Source organism: Micromonospora sp. DT227 (genome assembly GCF_049841835.1).
In the GTDB taxonomy this organism is placed as follows: domain Bacteria; phylum Actinomycetota; class Actinomycetes; order Mycobacteriales; family Micromonosporaceae; genus Micromonospora.
In genome coordinates this window covers 376,305-391,485 of sequence record NZ_JBNCLA010000004.1, presented here as the reverse complement: position 1 = coordinate 391,485, position 15,181 = coordinate 376,305, and the positions used below count along the sequence as shown (strand labels likewise).

Here is a 15,181-nt window from a genome sequence, read left to right as displayed (position 1 = left end):
GGTCAGCAGCGGGTGGGGGAGAGGGTGAAGTCCTCGACCGTGGGGGTGGTGGAGTTGATCTTCGTCGGACGGGTCTGGGGCTTCCAGCCGTCCTTGGCGACGATCAGCGTGAGCGGGTTGTTGCGCCGGTCCATCCAGTAGGCGTACCGGCCGTCGGCGTCGGTGGTGAACGTGTAGGAGCTCGCCCAGGAGTCGACCTGCACGGTCGCGCCCGGCAGCGGGGCGGTGACGCCCTGGCAGCTCTTGCCGGAGACCGTGCCGGACAGCTTGCCCCAGGTGGTCGGCGGCTGCGCGACCATGGTGACCGCCACCGGCGCCACCGTGTACGGGGTGTTCTCCTTGATCACGATGGACGCCGAGTACGTGCCCGGCTGGTCCACGTTCGCGGTCATGCCGACCGTGACCGTGACCTTCGCGCCAGGTGCCAGCGTCACCTTCGACTTGTCGACGGTCAACCAGCTCACGTCGGCCGCCACCTCGGCGCACTCGGAGAAGCCGGGCAGGACCTCGCTGTCCTTGGTGGCCGTGAAGCCGCCCGACGAGCCGCCGACCTTGTAGAACCCGCAGGCCGCGCCGCCCCGGTAGCGGGGCGCGTTGGCGTTGGGCAGGTTGGCCCAGGAGCTGGTCGCCGGGTCGTACGCGAAACCGGCGTTGGTGATGGCGCCGCCCTGCGACCCGCCGACGACCAGCAACTTGCCGTTCGCCACCGCGTACGAGGAGGCCCAGTTGTCGGCCGGCGCGTCGGCGATGGCGGTCCAGGCGTTGGCGCCCGGGTCGAACGCGTAGCCGGCCTTCTGCGAGTTCGTGCCGTCGTTGCCGCCGGTGCAGTAGACGGTGCCGTCGATCCCGCCGCAGGACAGGAACGCCACCGACTTCGGGTAGGCGGGCAGAGTCTCCCAGGTGTTGGCGCCCGGGTCGTACCGGACGACCGAGTTGGACATCGGCAGGCAGCTCGCCGTGGTGCAGCCACCGATCGCGTACAGCTTGCCGCCCGCGACGGCCTGGCCGGCGGCCGACCGGGGCGCCGGGTTGCTCGCCTTCGCGGTCCAGGTGTTCGCCGCCGGGTCGTACGACCAGGTGGCGCCGTCCGGGCCGGAGGCGCCCCAGCCGCCGGTGGCGACGATCTTGCCGTCGATCACGCCGACCGTCATCGCGGTACGGGCGCCGGGCAGGTCGGCGATGGCGGTCCAGGTCTGCGCGATCGGGTCGTACCGGTAGTTCTTCGCGCTGGACGTGGTGCCGTCGCCGCCACCGATGGAGTAGACCTTGCCGTCGACGGTGACGACCCGGTTGTCCATCACGTTCGCCGGGTAGCCCGGGATGGCGGTCCACGGGTCGGCCTGGGGACCGGCCGGCGCGACCGACGTCGAGGACCTGCCGGACGAGCGGGCCGCGAACGACGTCGCCGCGGTCAACCGCTGCGCCGGTGCGCCGGTCGAGCCGAGCAGCGCCTGCTCGGAGAGCCGGGACCCGTCGGCGCGTTGCAGCACGAACCCGCCGTCACGCTCGCTGAACTCGACGTCGACCGGCGCGCCGCCGGTGTTGGTGACGGTGAACGTCTTGCTGACCTTGCCGCTGGGCATCCGGGCCGTCCCGGTCAGCGACGTCGGCTGCACCGACAGCCGGCCGGCGGCCAGTTGGAACGTCGCAGTGGTGGCCCAGTCCGTCTCGACCGTGACCTGCTTGGTCTGGCTCACGTAGTTGCCGGCGCTGGCGGTGAACGGGTGCGTGCCGGTCAGCGACGAGAACATCCAGTAGAAGCCGTCGGGCAGCTCGGTGTCGTCCGGGGTGGCGACCGTGGTGGCCTTCTCCGCCGGGCGGTCCTGGCTGGTCACCGTGGCGCCGTTGACGTAGCTGTTGTCGTTCTTGTCGCGCACGTGGCCGAGCACCAGGCCGCCGTCGACCGGCTTGCAGACGAGCTTGCTGCCGATCAGCACGTTGTCGACCTCCCACCACCACTCCCAACTCGCGTCGTAGTAGTGGAAGCGGACCCGCACCTGCGACTGGTTCGCCGCCTGCGGGATCGGCACCTCGGTCACCTTGCCGCGTACGTCGGCCGCCTGCCGGAGCACGTTGCTCCAGGTGGTGCCGCCGTCGAGGCTCAGGTCGACGTCCGCGCGGTCGCTGTTCAGCCAGTTGTAGTCCTGGTTGAACCGGATCACCGGCGTGCTCACCCCGGTCAGGTCGACCACCGGGCTGACCAGCGAGGTGTCCTGCTTCCCGCCGTTGCCGTAGTTGTCGCTGTCGATGATGGCGAAACGGCCGCTGCCGCCGGTCAGGTTGCCGCGTTCACCGGCGTCGGTGAACTCCCAGACCTGGCCGGAGCCGGCGTTGTCCACCACCGACCAGCCGTCCGGCACGCCGGTGCCGTCGAACGTCTCGTACTCGCCGTCCGAGCTGACCGTGTAGCCGGGGGCGGTGGCGCACTTCTCCGGGTCTGCCGGCACCGCGACGTTCGCGGTCAGGTTGCCGGTGCCGACCGTGACCTCCTTGGTGACCGTGAGGTAGCCGGCGTACTGCGGCTCGATCGTGAGCCGGTAGGTCGACCCGGCCGGCACCTTCAGGCTGTAGCGACCGGTGGCCGGCGTGGTGTAGTCCGAGATCGGCGTGCCCGCCACGCTCACCTTCGCGTAGAGCGGCCAGCCGTGCCCCGACCCGTCGGTGACCTGCCCGCTGACCGTGACGCTCGGCACCGCGGTGAGCACCACGTCGAGCGTGGTGGTGGTGTTCTTGGTGACGGTCGCGGTCAGCGTGCGGCTCGCGTACCCGAACGCGGAGACCACCACCTGGTAGTCGCCGGCGGGCAGCAGCGAGGAGTAGGTGCCGTCGGCGCCGGTGGTCAGCGTCCGGTCCGCCGCGCCGGTCAGGGTGACCGTCGCGCCGGCGACCGCGGCGCCGGCCGCGTCGGTGACCTTGCCGGCCAGCGTGCCGTTGTCGCCGATCGGGGCGGCGGCGAGCAGCGCGAGCGCGTCCAGGCGGCCCTCGCCGTAGACGTTGTTGTCGTCCGCGGTGCCGCCGCACTGCGTGTCGGCCTTGTCGACCGCCGCGCCGTCGAGCAGCGCGCGCGTCCCGGCGACGTCACCGACAAGCGTGGGCGCCGCGGACCAGAGCAGCGCGATCGCGCCGGCCAGGTGCGGCGCCGCCATCGAGGTGCCGCTGATGCTGGCGTACGAGTTGTCCGGCACGCTGGAGCGGACGTTGACGCCGGGGGCGGAGATGTTCGGCTTGATCTCGCCGTTCTGCCCGGTGCCCCGGGACGAGAAGCTGGCGATGTTGTTGTTGATGTCGTACGCGCCGGCCGAGTAGTTGCTGGCCAGGCTGCCCGGCGAGCCGCTGGTCTGGCAGGCCGGACCGTTGTTGCCGTTGGACCAGACACCGAAGATGCCGGACGCGGTCCACGCGTCGGTGACGTCCTCCATGAACGGCTCGTTGGACGGCTGCGTGGTGCCCCACGAGTTGTTGATGATGTTGGGCCGCTTGCTGGCGTCCGGGTTCTCGCCGGCCAGGTCGGTGGGCTCCAGCATCCACTGGCCGGAGGAGATCAGCGCGGCGTCGGTCGGGCAGCACCCGTTCGCGGCGATCCACTTGACCTCGGGGGCGACGCCGATCTGGTTGGCGCCGTCCGAGCCGGCCATGGTGCCCATGGTGTGGGTGCCGTGCCCGTCGGAGTCGCACGGCCCGTCGTCGCACTCGCCGGCCGCGTCGTACCAGTTGTAGTTGTGGTCGAACGTGCCGTCGCCGTTGTTGCCCCGGTACGCGTTCACCAGCGCCGGGTGGTCGAACTGGACACCGCTGTCGATGCTGGCCACGGTGATGCCGGCGCCCTTGACGCCGTACTGGGACCAGACGTCGTCGGCGTTGATGTTGGCGATGCCCCACTCCAGGGCGTTCGTCGACTTCTGGTCGGTGCCCGGGGTGGTCTCCGGCAGCTTGTACTCCACCGGCGCGTAGATGCCGTCCACCTCGGTGTGGGCGGCGAAGTTCTGCGCCATGGTCAGCGACCCGCCGGTCACCTTGATGGCGTTGGTGGCCCAGAACGTCTGGTACTTCGTGCCCGAGCGGTCCAGCTCGGCGCGGATCTTCGCCTGGCTCTCGGCGGCGGTCTTCTTGAGGGCCGCGGCGACCGCCGCGCCCCGCTGGTTCCAGTCCTTGACCGCGCCGGCCTTGCCCAGGTCGGCCTGGTCGCCGAAGTGGATCCAGAAGTCGCCCTCGCTCTTGCCCTGGAGCTGCCGGGTCAGTTCGGGACGGATCTTGTCGCCGGCCGTCGCGCCGGCGCCGGTCTGCGCCTGCGCCGGGGCGCCGGTGGCGGCCAGCGCGGTCGCGGCGAGCAGCAGGGCGGTGCCCGCGCTCACCAGCCGCCCGGCCAGTCCCGTTCGGTGTGGACGTCTCAGCATCGGTGCTGCCTCCTCCGATGACCCGCGCTTGATCGAGCCACGACAGAAGGGCCAGGAGACTGCGCTCCCGACTGGTCACACCGGTTTGAAACGAACCCCCCAGGCCCCCTGGGCGCCGTGCGGGTCTACGCCGGCCACCCGAGTGGACACTATGATCGACACCAACGGGCGATCAATGACCGTACGTAAGCAACTTGTCACCAACAGGTCCCCGACTCGGTGACCCGGTTGACAGTCACTGTCACGGTGGGGGGCGGCGTGACGACGGACGACCCGGACGCGACGTCCCCCGGCACCGACCCGGCGGGGCACCACTTCTCGCTTGTCATCGGCGTGACACCGTCGCCCGCCGAACGGCTCCGGCTCACCGAGCTGCTGGGCGGTGTGGCGCCGCTGCTGCTGGTCGCCGACCTGGACGAGCTGCGCGAGGTGATTGCTCCCGAGGAGGATGGTAGGCGGCGGCCGGCGTCCACGCATCCGGAGGCGGCGGGGTCCCCGCCCGACGGCGCGCTGGTGATCGACGTGGCCCGGTCCACCGCCCGCTGGGCCGGCCGGGAGGTCGCCCTGACCCGGCTGGAGCGCGACCTGCTGGCCTGCCTGACCACCGAGCCGGTACGCGTGTGGAGCTACCCGGAGCTGCGTCACGCGGTCTGGCACGACGCGCCGACCCAGCGCCGCGCCGACGTGCAGTCCTTGGTCAAGCGGTTGCGCCGTAAGCTCGGCGAGCTGGGCACCGGCGTCACCATCGTCGCGGTGCGCGGCGTCGGGCTGCGGCTCACCGACCACCGTGGCCCCCGGGTGCGGGGCGGATGACGCGATGACCGTCCACACAGGATTCCATCTGGCGAGAAAGGGCAGTATCGGGAGATGGCACGCTGGCGTTGGCTCCTGGCGGACCAGCTCGGTCCCCACTTCCTCGACGACGACGCGCAACGCGTCCTGCTGGTGGAGAGCCGAACCCTGTTCGCCGCCCGCCCGATGCACCGGCAGAAGGCGCACCTGATCCTGTCGGCGCTGCGGCACCGGGCCGCCGAACTCGGCGACCGGGCCCGGCTGGTGCGCGCCGACACGTTCCGGACGGCCCTCACCGACCTGGGCGAACCGGCCGAGGTGGTGCACCCGTCGTCGCGGGCGGCGCTCGCGTTCGCGCGTACCGTCGACGGGTTGGCCGTGCTGCCGCCGCGCGGCTTCGTGACCGACCGCGCCGACTTCGCGGCCTGGGCCGACACCCGGCGGGGCCGGCTGCGGATGGCCGACTTCTACCGGTACGCGCGGGACCGGCACGACGTGCTGCGGGACCTGCCCGCCCCGGCCGGCCGGTCCCGTCGCCGGCCGCCGACCGACGTGCCGCCACCGCCGCCGATCGTCGAGGACGACATCGACGCGGCGGTGCGCCGGGACCTCGACCGTTGGCAGGCCGAGGGGATCCGCTTCGTCGGTCGGGACGCCCCGCGCCGTTACCCGGCCACGCACGCCGAGGCGCAGGCCCGGCTCGCGCACTTCCTCGACCACCGGCTGTCCGCGTACGCCGACAGCGAGGGCGTGCTGAGCGACGCCGACGGGCTGCTCGCGCACAGCGTGCTGTCGTCCTCGTTCAACCTCGGCCTGCTCGACCCGGAACCGGCGATCCGCGCCGCCGAGCGCGCCGGCCGCGCCGGGACCGCGCCGCCGGCGGCGGTGCACCGCTTCGTGCGCGGCCTGTTCGGCTGGCGGGAGTTCCTGTGGCAGCTCTACTGGTACTTCGATCCGCGCTTCCGGGGCGCCGACTGGCTCGCCGCCACCCGGCCGTTGCCGGAGTGGTTCGACCGGCTCGACGCGGACGCGGTGGAGGCCCGCTGCCTGGCCGACGTGCTGGCCGGCGTCCGGGACACCGGCTGGGCGCACCAGACCGCGCGGCTGACCGTGCTGGCCAACTACGGCCTGCAACGCGGCTGGCGCGCCGCCGAGCTGGCCGACTGGTTCCGGCGCAGCTTCGTCGACGGCACCGACTGGGTCATGAACGCCACCGTCATCGGCATGAGCCAGTACGCCGACCTGGCCCGCATCGACACCAAACCGTGGGTGTTCGACGGCGGTCACCTGAACCGGATCGGCGACCACTGCGGCGGCTGCCGGTACGTGCCGAAGCAGGTGCTCGGCGACGACGCGTGCCCGTACACCGGTGGGTTCGAGGCGTTCCTGCACCGCAACCGGGAACGGCTCGCCGGTGACCCGCGGCTCGCCGCCGACCTGGCCGCGCGCACCGACCCGCAGCGGCGCGACGCGGTGCTGGCCCAGGAGGAGAAACGCGCCGACGAGGCGCCCTGAGCCGTCAGGCCGGCGCCCCGTCGAGCGCCGCCAGGAAGTCGGCCACCAGGTCGGCGGTGTCCTCGATGCCGGTGGAGACGCGTACCAGACCGTCCGCGATCCCGGCGGCGGCGAGCTGCTCGGCGTCCACGATGCCGGCCCACATCGAACGCGGGTGCACCACCAGCGTGCTGACGCTGCCGAGGCTGGCCGCCCGCTTCGCCAACCGCAGCCCGGCCAGCAGCGCCGCCGCCCCGGCCCGGCCGGCGGCCAGCTCGACGCCGAGCACGCCGCCGAAACCGGTCATCTGCCGGCGGGCCAGCGCGTGCTGCGGGTGCGAGGGCAGCCCCGGGTAGCGGACCCGGGCCACCGCCGGGTGACCCGCCAACGCCTCGGCCAACGCGAGCGCGTTGGCGTTGTGCCGCTGCACCCGCAGCGGCAGCGTCCGCAGGCCGCGCAGCAGCAGCCAGGCGTCGACCGGGCCGAGCGTGGCGCCGGTGACGATCGCCGTCCGCCACACCCGCTCGACCAGGTCCGCGCCGCCGACCACCACCCCGGCGGACACGTCGGAGTGCCCGCCGAGGAACTTCGTGGCGCTGTGCCAGACCAGGTCCGCGCCGGCGGCCAGCGGGCGCTGGTTGACCGGCGTGGCGAACGTGTTGTCCACCACCACCAGCGCGCCGGCCGCGTGCGCGGACGCCACCACGGCGGCCAGGTCGGTCAGCTCCAACAGCGGGTTGCTCGGCGTCTCCACCAGCACCAACCGCGTCTCCGGCCGCAGCGCCCGGACGAACGCGTCCGCGTCGGTCTGGTCCACCTGGGTGTACGCGACGCCGAAGCGCGGCAGCAGCCCGGTGGCCAGCGAGGTGGTGCCGCCGTACGTGCTGCGTTGCACCACCACGTGGTCGCCGGCGGCGAGCAGGGCCAGCGCGACAGTGCTGATCGCGCCCATCCCGGACGCGGTGACCAGCCCGGTCTCCGCGCCCTCCAGCTCGGCCACCACGGCGGCCACCTGCGCGTGGTTCGGGTTGCCGTAGCGGGTGTAGAACGCGCTGCCCCGCGTCTCGGTGGCGATCTCGGTGAACCGCTCGTCGGACTCGGCGCTGAACGTGGCGCTCTGCACGATCGGCGGCGCGACCGCCCCGCCGGGAACCAGGCCGTCGTCGCCGTGCACCGCGGCGGTGCCGAAGCCGCTCATCCGCGCGCCACCCGCTCCACCAGCGCCCGGTAGCTGCCCAGCGCGGTGAACTCCGGCAGCGTGAGGTCGCTGCCGTGGCGCTGCCGCAGCAGCGTGACCAGCCGCAGCGCGCGCAGCGAGTCGCCACCGGCGGCCAGGAAGCCGGTCGCCGGGTCGCGTGGCGCGGTGCCGAGCACCTCCTGCCAGGCCACCGCCACCCGGTCGGCCCACTCCTGCCGGGCGTCGCCGCCGGGCGCCGGCGTGCCCCCGGCCACCGGTGGCAGCGGCGCGTCCGGGTCGGCGGCCAGCAGCCGGCGGAAGCCGTCGGCCAGCGCGTCCACCCGGTCGGCCGGGACGTGCCGGTGGTCGTACTGCACCATCAGCCCGAGCCGCCCGTCGGCCAGTTCGGCGTCGACGGCGAGACTGAACGCCACGTCCACGGTGACGCCCCGGCTGTCCACGACGCGACTGCCGGCGTCGACCGGCCGCGGCGGGAAGTGCGTCCAGTTGAAGAAGTGGTCGAAGCGCGGCCCCGCGCCGCCGGCCCGGACGATCTCGGCGAGCGGGAAGCGGTGGTGCCCCATCAGGTCCCGTTCGGCCCGCCACGCCTCGGCGGCCAGCTCGGCCACCGACCGGGTGCCCAGCGCCAGGCGCACCGGCAGCGTGTTGAGGAACAGTCCGAGCGTGGCGGCGCTGCCCTCGCCCTCCGGCCGGCCGCCGACCACCAGGCCGCTGACCACGTCGTCCCGTTCGGCCAGCTCGCCGATCAGGCGCAGGTGCACGGCGAACAGCCAGGACTTGACCGGCACCCCGGCCGTCCGGGCGACCTCGGTGACCCGTTCGGTGGCGCCGGCCCGCAGCGGCACCCGCTGGGTGGTGGTGGTCCGCGGCTGCGCGCCGCCGAGCAGCAGCGGCGGCGCGGCGCCGGCGCCGTCCAACCAGAACCGTCGGGTCGCCGCGTCGGCCAGGGCTGCCCGCTCGGCGGCCACGTACTCCCGGAACGGCAGCCCCGGATCGGCGGCGGCGGTCACCCCGGCCCGCTCCCGGTCGTACGCGTCGAGCAGGTCGGTCAGGAACAGGTGCAGGCTCCAGCCGTCCAGGACGCTGTGGTGCTCGGCGACCAGCAGCGTGAAACCGTCGGCACCGGTGCGGACCGCGTGCAGCCGCAGCAACGGCGGCCGGGCCCAGTCGAACGGGCGGCGGCGCTCCTCGGCGACCAGCGCGTCGACCCGGGCCTGCCGGGCCGGCGCGTCCACCCCGGTCAGGTCCGTCACCGGCAGCTCCACCGGCACCCGCGCGTGCACGAGCTGCAACGGCTCGGCGTACGTGCCGAGCGCGAAGCCGGTCCGCAGCACCGGGTGGGCATCCACCAGCGCGGCCAGCGCCCGGCGCAGCGCCGCCACGTCCAGCGGCCCGGCGACCCGGTGCGCGGTGACGTTGTGATAGACGGCCGGGTCGCCGGTCAGCTCACCGTGGTAGACCATGCCGAGCTGGAGCGCGGTCATCGGGTACGCGTCGGCCAGCCCGTCCGGCAGCCGGTCCCGGTCGGCGGCGGTGACAAGCGTGAAGCGGCCGTCGTGGGCGGCCGGCTCGGGCGCGACTCCGTCCAGCGTGATCCGGCCGTGCGCGACGAGGTCCCGGATCGTCTGGTGCGTGAAGATGTCGTTGAGCTGGAACGACAGCCCGCGCTTCTGCGCCGCGACCTGCATCTGGATGCTGCGGATGGAGTCGCCGCCGAGCGCGAAGAAGCTGTCCGTGACGCCGAACGACGCCACCCCGAGCACCTCGCGCCACGCCTCGACCAGGATCTCCTCGGCCCGGTTGGCAGGTGTCTCCGCCGGGTCGCCGGCCGGCCGGTCCAGCCGGGGCGCGGGCAGCGCGGCCCGGTCCAGCTTGCCGTTGCGGGTCAACGGCAGCTCGTCGAGGACCACCACCGCGGCCGGCACCAGGTGCGCCGGAAGCCGCTCCGCGAGCCACTCCCGAAGTGTTAGGCGGGGGCCCGCGTTATCGGATTCTGCTGTGGCGGGGCCCCCGCCAATCACCTCACCGGGCGCGGCGGCGTAGTCGGGGCGGACCGCGTGCAGCGTGTGCCGGTCGGTGCCGGTCAGCAGGTCGTCCTGGCGGGTGACCACGGTGAAGCCCCGCGCCTCCAGCAGCGCCACCAGCTCGGCCAGCCGGCCGGCGGTCGCCGTGCCCGGGGCGTCGTGCACCTCCATGGCGACCTGCGCGACAAGCGGCCAGTGCCGGTCGTCCAGGCCGGCCAGCACGTCCGCCTCGGCGCGCTGCACGTCGATCTTCAACAGGTCGATCCGGGCCGGCGCCAGCTCGTCCAGCACCGCCGACAGCGGCCGGACCGGCACGGTCAGCTCCCGGCCGGCGAAGCGCTCGGCGAGCAGCTCGTCCGCGCGGTCGAGCAGCAGGTCCCGCTCACCCGCACCGGCGTCCCGCTCGTTGGCCAGGTACCGCTTGATCACCCCGACCTCGGCGTCCGGGTCGGCGTACGCGGCGTGGCCGGACATCATCGAGTAGCCCGGGTAGTAGGTGAACGAGACCTCGCCGGCCGCCCGCGACAGCCCGTACGCGTGCACGGTGGCCGGCACGCCGAACCCGTCGACGTTGCGGCGCAGGACCTCGGCCACGGCCGGCACCGGCTCGAACGCGTGGATCGTCGCGTCCGGGCAGACCTGGTGCACGAAGAGCGAGAACATGCCGATGTTGGCGCCCACGTCGAGCACCGTCGCGCCGGGCCGCAGCACGATCCCGTCCCGCAGGTAGACCCGCTGCACGAAGATCTCGTCGTACAGGTAGCGGGTCTCGTGCGGGTTGATGCCGGCGACCCGGTCGAGGTCGAGCGCGACGCCGGCCCGTGGCCGGACGTAGGCGACCAGGCGATCGCCGTACCCGTCGTCGTCGCGGGCGACCACCGCGGCGTCGGCCACCTCCGGATGGCCGCGCAGCACGGCGGCCACCTCGCCCGGCTCCACCCGGAAACCGTGGATCTTCACCTGGTCGTCGAGCCGGCCCAGGTAGCGCAGCCGCCGGTCGGCGTCGAAGCGCACCCGGTCGCCGGTGCGGTAGACCCGCTCGACGCCGCCGTCGGGCAGCGGCAGCTCCACGAACCGGCGGGCGGTCGCCGCCGCGTCACCGAGGTAGCCGTCGGCGAGCTGCGGACCGACGACGCACAGCTCCCCGGCCACCCCCGGCGGCACCGGACGCAGCCGCTCGTCCAGCACCCGCACCGCGACGCCGGGCAGCGGCCGGCCGATCGTCGGCGGGTCCCCGGCGCGGATCTCCGCCGCTGTGGAGTCCACCGTGCACTCGGTCGGGCCGTACAGGTTGACCGCGCGCACGCCCGGCCGCGCCGCCACCTCGACCCACAGGTCCTCGGGCACCGCCTCGCCGCCGAGCAGCAGCAGGCCGGGCAGCCGGATGTCGCCCGCGCCGGCGAGCAGGATGCGGAGCTGGGCGGGGGTCAGGTCGAGCACGTCCACCCGCTGCTCGGCCAGCGTGGCGGCGAGCGCGGCGCCGTCGCGGCGCACGTCGTCCGGCACCAGGAACAGGGCCCGGCCGTGGGCGAGCTGCACGAGCTGCTTCACCGAGGCGTCGAACGTCAGCGGCGCGTTGACCGCCACCCGCAGGCCCGGCGCGCGGTCCGCGTACACGGTGGACTCCAGCGCGCCGGTCAGGTGCGCGGCGGCGGCGTGCGACACCCGGACCGGCCGGGGCGTGCCGGTCGAGCCGGAGGTGAAGATGACGTACGCCGGATCGGTCGGGGTCGGCGCGGTCGCGGGCGGCGGGCCGCCGCCCGCGACCAGCTCGGCCACCGACACGGTCGCCGGGCCCCGGTCGCCGACCACGCACTCCGCGCCGACCGCCGCGAGCTGCGCGGCCAGGCGCGGCGCCGGGGCGTCCGGGTCGAGCGGCACGAACACCGCGCCGGCCCGCAGCACGCCGAGGAACGCCACCACGGTCTCCCGGGAGCGGACGGCCAGCACGCCCACCGGCCGGCCGGCCAGGCCGCGCGCCGCCAGCGCCGCGGCCAGCCGCGCGGCCCGCGCGTCCAGTTCCCCGGCCGGGTACGCGCCGTCGGCGGCCACCACCGCCGGGGCGTCGGCGGCCATCCCGGCCAGCCCGGCGTCGAGCAGGTCGACGAGGGTACGCGTCGGCGCGGTCCCCGCCGTGCCACCGGCCCCGGCCAGCCAGCCGGCCTCCCCGGCGCCGAGAACGGCCAGCGGAGCGTCCCCGGCCAGCGCGGCCGGCAGGCTGCGCAGCACCGCCACCAGCGAGTCGAGCAGCCACTGCCCGCCGGTCACCCGCAGCGTGACGTCCTCGTCCCCGGGAAGCACGGTGAGTCGCGGCCCGGCGGGCGGGGGCGGGACCGGCACCTCCACCGCCGTCCCGCCGAGCGCGGCGACACCGGCCGGCGCGACGGTCGGCTGGACCGCGAAGCCGGCCACCGCGCCGGTGCTGTCGTCGACCGGGTCGACCAGGTGGAACGTCTCGTCGGCGGTGACCTCGGCGGCGCGTACCGTGGTCAGCAGTTCGGCCGGGTCGGTCGGCAGCGGCAACGCCAGCCGCAGCGGCCCGTAGCCGCCCAGCGGGCCGACCACGCCGCCGGTGCCCTCGGCCTGCCGGCCGTCGTGCCAGCGGGCCAGCACCAGATCCGTCTCCTCGGCCCCGTCCGGCGCCTCGGCCCGCCGGGCCACCGCGAGCGCCCACGCGGCGAGCAGCAGCGTCCCGACGTCGCCGTTCGCGGCGCGGGCCGTCGCGGCCAGCTCGGCGGCCGGCAACGCGGTGGTGACCGTCGCGCCCGGGTCGTCGCCGTGCGGCTCGACCAGCCGTGCGGCCGGTGCGCCCGGGGCGGGCGCGGGCGCCTGGTCGCGCTCCTCGACCTGCCACTCGGTGACGTCGAGGAACTGCAACGCCTCCGGGTCGGCCGGCGGCAGGTCGCCGGCGTACGCGTGGGCCAGGTCGGTGAGCAGCAGGCGCAGGCTGGCCGGGTCGGCGATCAGCGGGGTGGCGGCCAGCTCCAACGCGTCGTCGGTGAGCGTGACCGACAGCTCGCCCTGCGCGCCGACCGGGACGGTCCGGTCGTCGTCCACGTCCTGCAACGGCACCCGCAGCCCGGGGTGGTGCACGAGCGTCAGCCGCAGCGCCTCGTGCCGGGCCACCACCTCGTCGACGGCGGCCTGCAACCGGGCCCGGTCGAGCGGCCGGTCGAGCCGGACCCGGGCCCGCACCAGATCCTGCTTGCCGGACCAGGCCAGTCGCTGGACCGGGGACAGACGGTATCCGTTCACCACACACTCCGGTTGACGTAGAGGTCGGACATGGCGACCAGGATCTGCCGGTCGCCGGTGAAGGGTTCCCGGCCGTGGGTGGCCAGGAAGTTGTCCACCACCAGCACGTCGCCGCGCCGCCACGGCACGGAGAGGGCGTGCTGCCGGTACAGCTCACGGATGCCGGTGACCACCTCGTCGGGGATCGGCTCACCGTCGCCGTGGTACGCGTTGCGCGGCAGCCCCTCCGGGCCGTACTCGCGCAGCAGCGCGTCGGCCACCTCGGGCGGCATGTTCGACACGTGGAACAGGTGGGCGTGGTTGAACCACACCGTCTCCCCGGTCCGCGGATGGGTGGCCGTCGCCTGCCGCCGCGCCACGGTCCGCAGCCCGTCGTCGCCCAGCCAGGTGAACTCCGTGGCCGACGCGACGCAGTACGCCTCCACCTCCGCCCGGTCGGTGGTCTGGAACGCCTCCTGCCACGGCAGGTCCAGGTGCGGGCCGTAGTTGCGCACGTAGCGCACGCCGTCCCGGCCGAACCGCTCCCGCACCTCGGCCGGGATCAGCGGGGTGATCACCCGTTCGGCGGCCAGCGGCGTCGCGCCGCCGTCCCCGGTGGCCGGCTGCGCGCAGTGGAAGAACAGGTGCGTCGGCCAGTTGTGCGAGTACGACATCTCGTGGTGCAGCGGGATCCACTGGGCCGCGTTGAACTCGGTGGAGGTGAACACCCGGTCGGCCACCTCGTGCCGGGGCGCGGCCCGCTCCAGGTAGCCGAGCAGCTCCGGACCCACCGCCCGGGCGGCCCGGCCGAAGTCTTCGGCGCTGCGCACGTCGAAGCCGCGGAAGAACACCGCGGCGTGCCGGTCCAGGTCGGCCAGCAGCTCGGCCCGTCGCCCGGTGAGCCAGCCGGCCAGGTCGAGGTCCGGCACGGCGGCCTCGACCAGCAGCACGAAGCCGTCCGCGCCGAGCGTGGTGCGGCGGGTCACCGGCGCGGTGACGGTGCCACCGGCGGCGCGGCGGCGGGGACCGGGGGCGCTCATGACGCACCGTCCTCGGTGCGCGCGTCGATCAGTTCGGGCGCGGCGACCGGGTCGGCCATCGCGGTGAGGATCCGCCGGGGCGGGGTGAACGGCTCCCGCGCGTGCGCGGCCAGCATGTTCTCCACCAGCAGCACGTCACCGACCCGCCAGTCGAACGAGCGGGTCTCCGCCGCGTACGCGGCGCGCAGCTCGGCCAGCACCCCGTCCGGGATGGGCGTGCCGTCCCCGTACGCGGTCTGGTAGGGCAGGTCCTCCTCGGCCAGCGCGGCCCGCAACCCGGCGCTCACGTCCGTCGGCAGCGACGTGACGTGGAAGAACAACGCGTGGTTGAACCAGGTGCGTTCCCCGGTGACCGGGTGCCGCCGGACCGCCGGTCGCACCTGCCGGGTGCGCAGTTGCGTGTCGCCCACCCACTCCACGTCGATCAGCGCCCGCGCGCAGTACGCCTCGACCTCGGCACGGGAGTCGGTCTGGAACGCGATCTGCCAGGGCAGGCTGATGCCGGGCAGGTAGTTGCGCCGGTAGAGCACGCCGCGCTCCTCGAACTCCGCGACCGTCTCCGGGCGCAGCCGGGCCAGCACCCGGCGGCTGTCCGCCAGCGGCGTACGCCCACCGGCGGCCGGGGCCACCTCGCAGTGGAACACGATGCGCAGCGGCCAGGTCACCGTGTAGGACTGCTCGTTGTGCAGCACGATCGGCTGGTCGGCGGGGTGCTCGGTGGAGGTGTAGACGCCCTCGGTGACCCGGCTGCGCGGCGAGGACCGTTCGCCGTACGCCAGCACGTCGTCGGAGAGCGCCGCCATCACGGTGCGGAAGTCGTCCGCGCCGGCCACCGCGAAGCCGCGGAACAGCACCGCGCCGGCGCGACGGGCCAGCCCGTCCACCTCGTCGCGGTGCCCGGCCAGCCAGCCGGCCAGGTCGACGTCGGGCACGTTGGCGTGCACCAGCGCCGGCAACGGGCCGTCCGGCCAGTCGGTCCGTACGTCCACCATGTTCCGTTCCCGG

At 74.4% G+C, this 15,181-nt stretch carries 7 protein-coding genes; 2 read left to right on the top strand and 5 right to left on the bottom strand.

Features of this window, described 5'->3' with window-relative positions; all coding sequences use genetic code 11:
* Positions 1–2: 2 nt before the first annotated feature.
* Positions 3–4,394: a S8 family serine peptidase gene (locus ACLQ2W_RS16840; RefSeq protein ID WP_425787236.1), complete on the bottom strand. Its 4,392-nt coding sequence runs from the start codon at positions 4,392–4,394 to the stop codon at positions 3–5.
* Between the two features lie 258 nt (positions 4,395–4,652).
* Here ACLQ2W_RS16840 and ACLQ2W_RS16835 point away from each other — a divergent pair, with 258 nt between their 5' ends.
* Positions 4,653–5,207, top strand: a complete 555-nt coding sequence (locus tag ACLQ2W_RS16835; RefSeq protein WP_425787235.1) for a winged helix-turn-helix domain-containing protein — start codon at positions 4,653–4,655, stop codon at positions 5,205–5,207.
* Positions 5,208–5,261: 54 nt separating this feature from the next.
* On the top strand, positions 5,262–6,701 hold the full coding sequence (locus ACLQ2W_RS16830; RefSeq protein WP_425787234.1) for a cryptochrome/photolyase family protein: 1,440 nt from the start codon (positions 5,262–5,264) through the stop codon (positions 6,699–6,701).
* A 4-nt stretch (positions 6,702–6,705) separates the two neighbouring features.
* Here ACLQ2W_RS16830 and ACLQ2W_RS16825 read toward each other — a convergent pair whose 3' ends face one another.
* Genes ACLQ2W_RS16825 through ACLQ2W_RS16810 form a run of 4 tightly spaced genes read right to left on the bottom strand, consistent with a single transcriptional unit; the run spans position 6,706 to position 15,168 of the window.
* Positions 6,706–7,878 (bottom strand): trans-sulfuration enzyme family protein, encoded by a 1,173-nt coding sequence (locus ACLQ2W_RS16825; protein WP_425787233.1) that lies wholly within the window; start codon positions 7,876–7,878, stop codon positions 6,706–6,708.
* Positions 7,875–13,157, bottom strand: a complete 5,283-nt coding sequence (locus ACLQ2W_RS16820) for an amino acid adenylation domain-containing protein (protein WP_425787232.1) — start codon at positions 13,155–13,157, stop codon at positions 7,875–7,877. Before ACLQ2W_RS16820 ends, ACLQ2W_RS16825 begins: the two co-directional genes overlap by 4 nt.
* Positions 13,154–14,176 (bottom strand): TauD/TfdA family dioxygenase, encoded by a 1,023-nt coding sequence (locus ACLQ2W_RS16815; RefSeq protein WP_425787231.1) that lies wholly within the window; start codon positions 14,174–14,176, stop codon positions 13,154–13,156. The genes ACLQ2W_RS16820 and ACLQ2W_RS16815 overlap by 4 nt, the downstream gene beginning before the upstream one ends.
* Positions 14,173–15,168, bottom strand: coding sequence for a TauD/TfdA family dioxygenase (locus ACLQ2W_RS16810; protein ID WP_425787432.1), 996 nt, complete (start codon positions 15,166–15,168; stop codon positions 14,173–14,175). The genes ACLQ2W_RS16815 and ACLQ2W_RS16810 overlap by 4 nt, the downstream gene beginning before the upstream one ends.
* Positions 15,169–15,181 lie beyond the last annotated feature (13 nt).